This window comes from Thermoplasmata archaeon, assembly GCA_038874435.1.
Taxonomy (GTDB): Archaea; Thermoplasmatota; Thermoplasmata; order Lutacidiplasmatales; family SKW197; genus SKW197.
The window spans coordinates 45,509-58,004 of the sequence record JAVZCK010000007.1 but is presented as its reverse complement, the minus strand read 5'-3'; the positions used below and the strand labels follow the sequence as shown (position 1 = coordinate 58,004).

General features: G+C 42.6%; 8 protein-coding genes. 4 read left to right on the top strand and 4 right to left on the bottom strand.

The annotated features are described in order from the left end of the window. The first annotated feature begins 38 nt into the window (after window positions 1–38). Window positions 39–6,458: a NosD domain-containing protein gene (locus QXD64_04205; protein MEM3396517.1), complete on the top strand. Its 6,420-nt coding sequence runs from the start codon at window positions 39–41 to the stop codon at window positions 6,456–6,458. A gap of 7 nt (window positions 6,459–6,465) precedes the next feature. On the opposite strand, the gene QXD64_04200 is transcribed toward QXD64_04205, so the two are convergent. Both QXD64_04200 and QXD64_04195 read right to left on the bottom strand, forming a co-directional pair. Then, window positions 6,466–7,299, bottom strand: coding sequence for a TatD family hydrolase (locus QXD64_04200; GenBank protein MEM3396516.1), 834 nt, complete (start codon window positions 7,297–7,299; stop codon window positions 6,466–6,468). A 2-nt stretch (window positions 7,300–7,301) separates the two neighbouring features. Beyond that, complete coding sequence (locus tag QXD64_04195; protein MEM3396515.1) at window positions 7,302–7,850, bottom strand: TATA-box-binding protein; 549 nt, start codon at window positions 7,848–7,850, stop codon at window positions 7,302–7,304. A 725-nt stretch (window positions 7,851–8,575) separates the two neighbouring features. On the opposite strand from QXD64_04195, the gene QXD64_04190 reads away from it, so the two are divergent. Continuing rightward, window positions 8,576–8,866: an iron-sulfur cluster assembly protein gene (locus QXD64_04190; GenBank protein ID MEM3396514.1), complete on the top strand. Its 291-nt coding sequence runs from the start codon at window positions 8,576–8,578 to the stop codon at window positions 8,864–8,866. Window positions 8,867–8,994: 128 nt separating this feature from the next. Here the strand turns inward: QXD64_04190 and QXD64_04185 are convergent, their stop codons facing one another. Both QXD64_04185 and purB read right to left on the bottom strand, forming a co-directional pair. Continuing rightward, window positions 8,995–10,398 carry an aminopeptidase gene (locus tag QXD64_04185; protein MEM3396513.1) on the bottom strand — a complete coding sequence of 468 codons (1,404 nt, stop codon included), beginning with the start codon at window positions 10,396–10,398 and terminating at the stop codon, window positions 8,995–8,997. A 1-nt stretch (window position 10,399) separates the two neighbouring features. Beyond that, complete coding sequence (purB, locus tag QXD64_04180) at window positions 10,400–11,722, bottom strand: adenylosuccinate lyase (protein ID MEM3396512.1); 1,323 nt, start codon at window positions 11,720–11,722, stop codon at window positions 10,400–10,402. Between the two features lie 355 nt (window positions 11,723–12,077). On the opposite strand from purB, the gene QXD64_04175 reads away from it, so the two are divergent. After that, window positions 12,078–12,305, top strand: coding sequence for an LSM domain-containing protein (locus QXD64_04175; protein ID MEM3396511.1), 228 nt, complete (start codon window positions 12,078–12,080; stop codon window positions 12,303–12,305). A 29-nt stretch (window positions 12,306–12,334) separates the two neighbouring features. Further along, entirely contained in the window at window positions 12,335–12,496 is a 162-nt protein-coding gene (locus QXD64_04170) for a 50S ribosomal protein L37e (GenBank protein MEM3396510.1), read from the top strand.

Below are 12,496 nucleotides of genomic sequence, written 5' to 3'. Positions count from 1 at the left end.
CTTCCTCACCAGGATATGGGAGTTATGGGGGGCAAAATATGGATACTGGCAAGATTGAAATTGAAGGCATAAATAAACTGGTTGAGGAAGGCATTCCTTCAAATTATATGCTGTTGTTGCAAACAGATGAAGGTTTAGAAACAGACCTGCTTGTAAGACAGTATATAAAAGAGGCACTCATCAAAGGCGAAATCTGTATCGCTGTACTCTCAGAAAGTTCTCCAGAAGATTTCAAAAAACTGATGAGTGCAATTGGTATTAATGCTGAGACCCATGAAAAGAATGGAACGCTCTACATTGTGGACTGGTATTCCTTCAGAAATGAAAGAATAATCGGGCTAGAGGAAAAAGGCGCAATTTACAAATGCTCGAAGAGTTTAACAAATGTGGAGATTGCAATTTCGAAAATTCTGAAAAAAATTGAAGGAAAACAATTCAGGGTTTATTCTGATATTCTATCAAATGTGATTAAGGTCTTTGGGTTCGAAACCGCTTTTAAATTTTCGCAAGGGCTGACCGCAAGAATCAAAAAGTACAGTGGTGGTGCTCTGTTCAAGATTTCAAAGACAACGCATGAACAAAAAGTAGTTTCCGCATTTCATCCACACTTTAATGGTGTGCTGGACATCGAGCACAGCAGGGAAGCAGACAGGATTGTCGCAAAAATTGGGATTATCTCGCTTGACAATCTTTTTTATGAGACCGCTTACAAAAAGATAGGCGTGAGCAAGACAAAATGCATTGTAATCATGGATGAGGATGAGCCAAAACCAAAACCGAAGCCAGAAGTGAAGAAAGTCGTAAAGAAAGCGGTAGAGGAAGAGCCAGAAGAGGAAGCAGAACTCAGCGAGAATCTTGAAGATATGAGGGGCTCAAGTGTCCTTGTTTACGAAAACAGGCCCAACTACATTTACAAGCTATACAGTGAATTTCTCTCAGAGGGAGCAACTGGACTTTGTGTGAGTACCACATTTCCTGATAAGCTCAAAAAAATGCACAAATTTGAGTCAGATGTGCTGTGGATTTCGGAATCCTCAGAGAAAGGTGCAGTGAAGCCAGGCAGGATGGAATTTGAGTTGATGCGGGAAGTGGCTATTTTCCTTAAAAACAATAAGAATGGTGTGCTGGTTCTTGACTGCATTGAAACCCTCATCCTTGAAAATGGCTTTGATAAGGTTGTTAAGTTTCTGAAGAAAATTGGTGACATGGCTGCGGTGAACGGCAACACGGTTCTGGCTGTGATAAATGACAAGAGCATAGAGCAGGAGAAACTCTATGTGCTTTCGAAAAGTTTTGACATGGAGCTAAAAGGTAAGGAAATTGGAAAAGAGAGAAAGAAAGCAAAGGTAGTGGAAGTAGAGCCAGAGGTTGTTGAAGAAGTAGAAGCAGAAGAGGTTACTGAGGAAAAGCCAGAAGAAGTGAAAACAAAAGAGCTAGTTAGCAGGGAAGCATTTACAAATGGGTTGAAGAAGAGTGTGACTGCGAGAGAGGCCTACACCAATGGACTTGGAAAGCGGAAGCCAGGGTATGTAAACGGATTGAAGAAACCTGGCATGAGGCAAAGACCAGCAAAAGTTAGCCGGGTAAAACAGGTTGTTGTGGGACTTGTGGTTGTGGTAATTGCCATCTCAGTTTTTGCATTCTGGCTTTTCACGATTCCTTCAGAAAAAATTAAGGTGGATGGAAACATAGATGATTGGCAGGGGCTTGCGGTTTATAAAGACAGTGAGGACTTTGCAAACCCAGACATAAAAATCACAGAATACAGCATTTATTATAGCAATGAAAAATGCTATTTCTATGTGAAAGTTGCTGGCACTGCGTTTAATGGTGCAAACAGTGGCTATGATACCCTTGTTCTGTTTATCGACAAGGACAGGAATCCAAACACTGGCTACAGGGTGGAGAACATAGGAGCAGATGCAAAGATAGAGATTAGCGGATTCAATGGCAACATTCATACTTCATCAGTGGCAGTGTTTAAAGAAGGGAGTACATCTATAAAGCCAGAATTGAATTACAGTGCCTGGGAAAGTGTTGGCGGTGTGGTCGTGGAGAAAAGCGGGAACATTGTTGAAGGAAGTGCGAAGATTACAGGAATGACAGAGCCAATAGGCCTTGTTGCGATGCGACACTATGAGGGCAGTGTTTATGCAGAGAAACGGGGCATGGCGCTGGTGAGCAAAACTGAAGGAAGTTTAGTGGTTTACCAGAATTTTATTGGCAATGATGTGGTATATGCAGATGCTGATGTGCTCGAGCTAAGATTGATTGCAAAGGGTAAGGATGTGCATGTGGAAAGCATAAGCGTGGCAAATGCGAATGTGAGTTTACCGAAGAAGGACATTGCAGTGAACGAAGAACTTACTGTGAGATGCAAGGCAAAGAGCTTGAGTGATGGTAATGCGTATGCGTTTGCAGTTTCCAGCGTTGACACAAACGTGCCCTACAGAATTGTGGGCAACGGTGGCAAAGCATACTTTGGTTCTCTGCCTTCTGGGATTGTTATAGACGGTGCATTTGGTGACTGGCAGGGTGTGCAGAAAGGTGTTGATGTGCCAGGCGATGTAACTAAAAACATTGATTTGCGGGAGTATGCAAGTGCAATTGCAAGCAATGCATACTTCTATATGGCAGTGGATGGTACAATGCTTGCTGGCTGCGAAATCCCTGTGCTTGGTGCCAGACCACCAGTGCAACCAGGACCACCAACGCCAGTGGTGATAAAAGAAAATCTGGGCATGGATGTGGCAAGGGTTTACATTGATTTGATGAATTCCACAATCAACACATTCAATCCAGCAATGATTTCCCATGGTTATTTGATTGAGTTGCAGGGCAGAAATGGTCAGGTTGTAAGTGAAAGGGTCTGGAAGTGGGAGAATGGAGTAATGTCAGAGGAAATCCAGAATCCAAACATTGCTCATGGTTTGAGCGATGGAAAAATAGAGTTCAGTGTTGCAGGAACAGCACTAGCTGGCCTTAACACCGACACGAAATTCTACTTTGAGATGACAAATTGGATTGGCGAAAAAGATGCGAGCGAGTTTGCTTACAGAGCAGGAAAGATTCAACAGCAGAATATAGAGACGAATGTTGAGACAAGGGGCACATCGCATGCACCAATCCACATAAATGGCGACAGCCAATTTACCGGTGCAAATGGAGTTGTAAGTGGCTCTGGCACATCGGCAGACCCGTACATAATAGATGGCTGGGACATTGATGCTAATGGAGGGCCGTACGCAATATGGGTGGAGAACACAACAGCATACTTTGTTGTGCGCAATTGCACACTTTACAGAGCAACAAGTACTACTAGTGCTCCTACAGGTGCTGGGATTGCGTTGAACAATGTGACAAATGGATGCATAGAAAACAACAGGTGCAACAACTCAAACCGTGGGATTTATCTCTACGGTTCTTCTCAATACAATAACATAACAAACAACAATGCCTCTAACAACCAATTCGGCATCTATGTATATTCCCCAAGTAACTCCAACAACATAACAAACAACAATGCCTTTGGCAACACCAATCAGGGTATCTTATTGTATTCCTCAAGCCACAACAACATCGCAAACAACAATGCTTCAGGGAATACTAACAATGGCATCTACATAGAGGCCTCAAGCTACAACAACATCGCAAACAACAATGTTTCTAGCAACAAATACGGTATCCAATTGTCTTCCTCAAACACCTACAACAACATAACAAACAACAATGCCTTTGGCAACTCCTACAGCGGTATTTACTTGTATTCCTCAAGCAACTACAATAACATAACAAACAACAATGCCTTTGGCAACACACAACACGGCCTTCTCTTGTTTTCTTCATGCAACTACAATAAAATAACAAACAACAATGTCTCCAGCAACAACCAGTACGGTATTTACCTGTATAGCTCCCAAAGCAATATTCTAACTTACAATTGGCTTCGCAATAACGCAAATTACGGTGTTTATATTGCCAGCAGTGCCATTGCCAACATTCTCCATCACAACAACTTTATAGGCAACAAAGGAGCGAGTAAAGGCATAAGTGATGGCAAATGCCAGGCATACGATAGTGTGAGTGGAAACACATGGTACAACAACACAATCCAGGAAGGCAATTACTGGAGCAATTGGAATGGGCAAGGCTGGGGCACTACAAATGCTTACCCACTTGATGGCGGTGTTGGTGCAAGTGACTGGTACCCCCTCCGAAGTGCAGGATTGCATACTCCAATCCACATAACCAACAATAACGAGTTCACTGCAGAGAATGGAGTGATAAGAGGTTCTGGGACACAAAATGACCCATACATTATAGGGGACTGGGAAATAGATGCTAAAGGAGGCACTTATTGTATCTGGATTGAAAATACTGATGTTTACTTTGTTGTAAGAAATTGTACAGTTTACAATGCAACAAATGCAGGCAGTGTGCCTTATGGAGCAGGAATCACATTGAACAATATGAGAAATGGCTTCCTGGAAAACAACAAGTGCAACAACTCAAACCGTGGGATTTATCTCTACGGTTCTTCTCAATACAATAACATAACAAACAACAATGCATATGGCAACACCCAATACGGTATCTACTTGTATTCCTCAAGCAACTACAATAACATAACAAACAACAATGCCTCTAACAACAACCAATTCGGCGTCTATTTGTATTCCTCAAGCAACTACAACAACATAACAAACAACACGGTCTCTGGCAACGCTAATCACGGCATCCTCTTGTACTCTTCAAACAACAACAACATAACAAGCAACAATGCCTCTGGAAATACTAACTATGACATCTACTTGTATTCCTCAAGCAACAACACCATCGCAAACAACAAAGCCACAGACAACTCTAAATACGGCATCCACTTGGCATCCTCGAGTAACTACAACAATATATCAAACAACACTGTCTCTAACAACACAAACTATGGCATTTACTTGTCCGCCTCCAACAGCAATAGTATAACTTACAACTGGATTTGCAATAACACAAACTATGGCGTTTACATCACATCTGGCTCCATAGACAACACAATTCATCACAACAACTTCATCGGCAACAATGGTGCAACCAAGGGGATCTCTGGCAATTGTCAGGCGTACGATAATTGTGGTGGCAACAACTGGTACAATAATTCATCTAAAGAAGGGAACTACTGGAGTAACTGGAATAATCTCGGATGGGGCACACCAAGTGCCTATCCCATTGACGGTGGTGCAGGTGCAAGCGACTGGTATCCTTTACATATCAAAAGGGGACCTATCCACATAACCAACAACGGTGAATTTACACCCGTAAACGGAGTCGTCGGCGGCTCAGGAACACAAGCAGACCCCTACTTAATAGAGGGATGGGAAATAGACGCAAATGGTGGGATATATTGCATCTGGATTGAAAACACGGATGCGTATTTCGTGATACGAAATTGCAATCTATACAACGCAACTGATGGAAACAGTATGACGAATGGTAACGCCATCGCACTAAATAATGTGCAAAACGGCACAATTGAAAACTGCAGTTGCAATGGATGTAGGTACAGCGGAATTTATCTATACTCTAACGCTAGATTCAACAACATAAGGAATAACTATATTTCCAGCATCGGATATTATTGCATCATCTTGTCTAATGCAAACTACACTAACATAACAGACAACAATATCAGTGCCAGTTACGAGGGTATCTACATGGAATACTCCAAATATAACAACATAATAGGTAACTATGCATCTAACTTTCCAAATACCAATGGCATTTACACATACTATTCAGACAATAACGCTATAGAAAACAACAAATTTTATAGTGCTAAAAATGGCATCTATCTCCGCACATCATCCAACAATACCGTAAGAGGAAACGTTGTCTCTGGTTGTTCACAATACGGCATCTATTTGTATTCTTCAAGCACAAACAATACCATAATCAATAACAATGTATCTGGTAACCCCTATGGCATCTACTTGTCTTCCTCAAGCAACAATAACATCACAAACAACAATGTTTCGAGTAACTCCAACCGTGGCATCTACTTGTCTTTTTCATCCAACAACCTTATTACATATAACTGGATTTGCAACAACACAAACTACGGAGTGTACATCACATCCAGTTCTACAGGCAACTACATCTACTACAACTACTTCATTGGCAACAACGGTGCGGGCAAGGGTGTTTCTGGCAACTGCCAGGCATACGATAGTGTGGGTGGGAACATATGGTATAACAACACAATTCAGGAAGGCAACTACTGGAGTAACTGGGACGGGAATGGCTGGGGCACAGCAGGTGCTTATCCCATTGACGGTGGTGCAGGTGCAAGCGACTGGTATCCCATAATCGAAACCTCAGTTTTCTCCAATCTCGGAGTCTTACTCATGGTCATTCTTCCCATCCTCGCCAGAAAAACACAGAGCGAGAAAGGCAGAAGAAAACCATGAACACAGACTAAACAATTTCTATCCCATACACCTTCTTTGGTACATCCACCATGATGCTCCAAATCTTTTCCTCGCTCACGCCTATTTCCAGAAGTCGTTTCACACGCTTAGGCACCGTGGTAATATCAAGCACTGCACCAGGTCTTGCAGGGTCGTCAAGAAAGTCGGTTTCCAGCATGAAATTCGGGGTTTCGAAGATTCCCGGATTCAGAACCTCTCTCCCAGCAAGAACAGATGGTGTAAGCCCACCAGCATGACCAATTGTTTCAGCCCTTGCAAAATGCTTCACCACCCTTGCTTTCTCAATCCCAGTTCTCTCAGCCATGCTGCAAATCTCTTCGTAAAGCTGTTCTGAGGCTCTCTCAGTATGGAGCACAACTGCACAACCCAGTCCTTTCGCTCTCTCAAAAACAGATTCAATTATCTCGTTGGAAATTTGCATAATTTCTTGAGACACAGGAAAATGCGGTCTCCCAATCTCTCCAAACCCAATCGCTTTCCCCTCTTTTATCAGTGTTGCTGCATCTTCCACACCCCGCAACATGATTTCTTTTGCCCTTTCTAATCCTAGCTTTTCAGCAAGTGCAAGCAATTCCACAGGATAAGGCCCAATCACAGCAAAAGCCTTCACATTTGTATTTGCATTCACGAGTTCACAAAGTCGGAGTGTTTCTTCATACTGGGCTTTGAAATTACCGTTCCTCACTGCTTCCATGCCCGCATAAGGCATATTTACAACAATGCAATGGGTTCCTCCTGCCTTCTCAAACCGCTTTACAGATTCTACATTGCCTCCAGCAGAAGAAAGATGGATGTGGTCGTCCAGAATTGGAATTTTCATTTTTATCTCAGCAAATCCACAGCACGCAGTTCCTCCATTATTTTCTCAACTGCATGCTCGACATCCTCAGGCACCCTTGCACCCGTGCATACGAGTTTCCCTGAACCAAATAACAAAACCACGACTTTGGGATTGTCCAGACGGTAAACAAGCCCTGGGAATTGCTCAGGCTCATACTCTACCTTCTCAAGCCCCAAACTTATCGCAATTGCGTTCAGGTTTATCTCCTGTTCAAGGTCTGAGGAAGCAACAATGTTCTGGATTTCAATTTCTGGCTTCTTGTTGATTCTGACACCTGCCTTCTCAATTTGCTCAGCCACAGTAAAAATGGCTTTTCGCACATCTTCAATGCTCTTTGCACCCGTGCAGACGACTTTTCCACTTCTAAAGAGAAGGGTGGCTGTTTTTGGCTCTGAGAGCCGATAAATGAGACCTGGAAACTGCTCTGGCTCATATTCTGCACCGTCAAGTGCATTTGCTATTCTCTGAAGGTCGAGGTCTCCATCCAGTGATGTGCTTGCAACCACATTTTCTATTTTTATTTTTACCATTTTCGTGCCCCCTGATTTAAATAGTATTTAAACCCATGTCCCCATTATATTTATATTTTGCTGTAATCGCCGTGTTGTTGTATTATCACCACACATCGTGAACACCAATACGCCTGATATAACAGATCACGAAGTTTGGGGAGGAAAAGAAAAAAATCAGTGGACCTTATGGCGCCTGTGGGTGATCAACATGCCCATAAGGCCCAAAGTAGTCAATGGAAAAGTAGTATATGAAAAGGAACGAAAGAAATTGGTTTAAACTCGCAGATTTTAAATCTACGGACGAGTTACTCTCACCTGCAGGCGTTCACGAGGGCCATTGATAATACACTCTCTCGTCAATTCTTGCTGTTACAAATTTTTTGCTACCTATTGCGTCCAGCAACGTATAAACATATTTCAGATTTAGAATATCTTACGTTGCAATAGTCGCATATTGGAAAGCAACGGGTCAAATGGTCATCAATAATTTTTTTAGTTCGGACGAAATATAGACATGCTGTGTTGAGATGCCATCCCCTCTGGTTGATTTTAGATGGAGATGGTTTTTTCTATTCAAACTTTCTATGAACTTTCCGAAGTCATAGATTTATTTAGGGGTTGGAAGGAGACCCTTCATTCGTTTTATTTTCCCTTTTCTCGTCCACAATAGGTCTTCTAAATAACAACCCTTATCTATCTCTTACTTATTTCGTATCTGAAAAAACAACACAAAGGTGGAAAAAATGGATGATAAGGAATTGGAACTTGAAGTGGCAAAGCAGTTGAATGAAGTTCTTGATCCGGAGACAGGAATAAGCGTTATGGACATGGGTCTGGTGCAGAATCTAAGTGTGAAGGATGGAATTGTGCACCTGGTTTTCGTACCTTCCTCTCCATTCTGTCCTCTGGGCGTGAGAATTGCATTTGACATAAAGAATAAAGTCAAGGGAATAGCAGGGGTAAAGGGCATTGATATGCGTGTGGAAGGTCATGTTTCCGCAAAGGAAATTACTGAGCAATTGAAAAAAGATTGACATGCTAACTGGTATTTGCCACATCTGTCAGAAGCAGGCAATCAGAACCTGCAAACTATGTGGACTTCCCACCTGCGACCAGTGTCTAAGAGGGGAAATCTGCATTACATGTTATTCTGGAAAAACCATTAAAAAGGATGTTCAAAGAATGCCTTGAAACCTTTTACAGTGGCATGAACATCTACCTTACCCACAATCTCCACAGGTGCATGCATTGCAATCAATGGCACACCTGCATCCACTACATCCATTCCTCTGGTGGCTAAATATCTTGCGACTGTGCCACCCCCACCTTCATCCATTTTTCCAGAATTTCCGAACTGCCAGGCAACTCCCGCTTTGTCTAAAATCACTCTCATTTCGTGCAAAAATTCTGCATTTGCTTCATTTGCACCTTTCTTCCCGCCATGGTATGGGCCTCTGGTGAAACACATTCCACGATTTACATACACCGCATTTGTGGAATCATAAACACCTTTGTAAATTGGGTCCACACCTGGCTTCACATCTGCAGAAATTGCCTTGGTTCTGATGAGAGCATCTAGAACTTCGGTGCTGCAAGCATGCCCTTTCTCAAGCTGGATTAATTTTTTTACTAGGTTTTCGAAAAACAAAGAGGTGACAGAGGTGTTTGTGTCGCTCCCAATCTCCTCCTTATCCACAGCATAGGCAATGCATGTTCTATCTGGCACTTTCAACCCAAAGAGGGCCTCCAGTGAGGCAAACACACAAACTCTGTCATCAAGCCCATAGGCAGCAATCAACCCCCTGTCAAACCCAAGATATGCGGGTTTCCAGGCAGGCACAAACTCGAGTTCTGCAGAAACGAAATCTTCCTCCGTAATTCCATATTTTTCGTTGAGGATGCGGAGCACATTCAGTTTGAGTGGGGACTTATCTGAATCGTGCGGAATGCTTCCGGCTAGCACATTCAGTTCCTCCCCTTTTATCCCAGGCAATAGTTTTCTCTTGCCCTGGACATTATCATCTAAATGCGGCGGAAGGTCTGGAATCATGAAGTAAATTCCATCTTTCTCACCAACTGAAACATCTATCTTCTCCCCTGATCCCAACACGAAAACGCCTCTGAGTTCAAGAGGTGTTGAAACCCATTGGTAGTTTTTGATTCCGCCATAGTAGTGCGTGTCAAGGAAACAGAGGTCCGCAACAGCATCTTCAACTAGCGGCATCTGTTTTAAATCAAGTCGTGGTGCATCAGTATGGGACACGATGAGGTTCATCCCCTCCACAATCTTTTTTCGCCCCACCACAATCAACGCAATGCTTTTCTCTCTGTTCACAGCAAACAACTTCATTCCCGGCTCAATTTTTGAGACCTTGTTTATGTCCACAAAACCCTGTTTTTCTGCAATTTCCTTTACCTTTGCAACCACTTCTCGTTCTGTTTTTGCCTCTAAAAACCTCAGCAGTTTTTCTCCAGTTGCTTCTATTTTCTTTATTTCGTCCTTCTTTAGATTAGACCATAGATTTTTCTTCTTAATTTCCAATTCTTTTTTCCTTTTCTTAGCCATCTCAATCACCAAGTTCCTTGATTATTTTGTCCACAATTTCAGGAGCAACACCTACATAACTCCCTGCCTCAAATATTTTTTCCACATCTTCTCTGCTAAAAATCTGTCTTTCCACAAGTAAATCGCTCAGATGCCTTTTTTCTGATAGCGCTTCCATTGAAAGTTTTCTCACAAGTTCGTGGGCTTCTTGGCGTCCCATGCCCTTCTTTGTCAACTCAATCATTACACGCTCAGCCATCACGAGACCTTGTGTGAGTTCTATGTTTTTCTGCATTTGCTCTGCATTCACATTCAGTTTTCTGAAGAGGGAAATGGTTTTGTGAATAATGTCGTCGCAGAGAATGAATGCATGAGGAATTATAAAGCGCTCTGCAGAGGAGTTGGTGAGGTCGCGTTCATGCCACATCAGATTGTTCTCAAATGCAGGAAGCACAAGGGCACGCACAACTCTCGCAAGCCCGCAAATATTCTCAGCCATTACTGGGTTTCTCTTGTGAGGCATTGTTGAGCTTCCCACCTGCGTTTCCTCAAAATGTTCAGAAACCTCGTTGATTTCTGTGCGTTGAAGGTTGCGAATTTCAGTTGCAAATTTTTCGCATGTGGTTGCAATGTTGGCGAGAAGACAGACAAGTTCTATGTATCTATCTCGACCCACAACCTGCGTACACCCATTTTCGGCCCAGATTCCAAGCTTCTCCATCAGTTTTTCCTGGATTTTGAGAGCATTTGGTCCGAGGGCTGCACCTGTTCCAACAGCCCCGAGAAGTTTTCCAACACAGAATCTGGGTATGCCTTGTCGAATCCTCTCTTCATGTCTTGCTACCTCTGTAGCAAACACAGCCATTTTCAGGCCAAATGTGATGGGCACAGCATGCTGGCCATGTGTCCTCCCAATCATCACAGTATTTCTGTGTTCTTTTGCAATGGCGAGAAGGACACGCCTGAGTTCTCCAAGTCCTTTAAGTATTATTTCAAGCCCATCTTTTATCTGGAGGGCATTAGCTGTGTCAATGATGTCATTGGAGGTGGCACCGAGATGCACATATTTACCTGCTTCTTCCGAAACCTCTGAGAGTGCCTTAACCAGCGCCATCACATCATGTTTTATCTGGTTCTCAATTTCTTTCACCCTTTCCATCTTCACATGCTCTTGTGTTGCCATTTCATTTATTTTCTCTGCCATCTCGGCGGGAATGTTTCCAAACTCTGCCTGGACCAAGGCCAGAGCCCCTTCCACCCGCAACATGTATTCCAGACGGGAATTTTCTTCAAAAATTCTTTTCATTTCCTCTCGACCGTATCTGTAATCAATAGGGCATATCATGAAAAGGTGTATTGAAAGAGAGTATATTAAGATAGGGGAAGTCACGAGTTTCGCTGTTATCTAAGTACTCCAGAGATTTTCCTTTTTCTCCACTTACATAAAGTTACTCAACGCAAGATAACACATCACGAGCTAAGAGAATAGTCCGATAGTGCTCAAAAGTGGAGAAATTTTATCAAAGAGTTTTCTGGAATAAAAATCATTTTAATTTAATTTAAGTGTCATATTGTTAATCACTAATTTAATTATATAACCTATAAATAATATTAAATTCTTTCTACTTGTTAACTTGATTTGCAGAGGCAAAATTTCCAAAACAAATAGGTTTAAGTATAACCTGCTTTATTCCAACAACATGGTGGGGACAATGCTTAAACCGCTCGGAATGCTTAACCAGGCGCTTACGAAGCCAGTGATGGTAGAACTGAAGGGAAATAGGGCGTACAGGGGAATCCTAGAGGGCTACGACCCACATATGAATCTAGTGCTCAAGAATGCAGAGGAATTTGTGAACAACGAAGTGGTGCGAAAGATGGATGTGGCCCTTGTCCGCGGTGACAATGTAATCTTTATTTCCCCATAAATTTAAACTAATCAGGAAATGGTGATTGAATGACAAAAGGAACGCCTTCAAAAAAAGGTGGGAGAAAAACCCACATCCGATGCAGACGCTGTGGTCATCATACTTATCACATCACAAAAAAGAAATGTGCTCACTGCGGCTATGGTGCATCAACCAGGTTGAGACAATATTCATGGCAAAAGGCGCGGTGA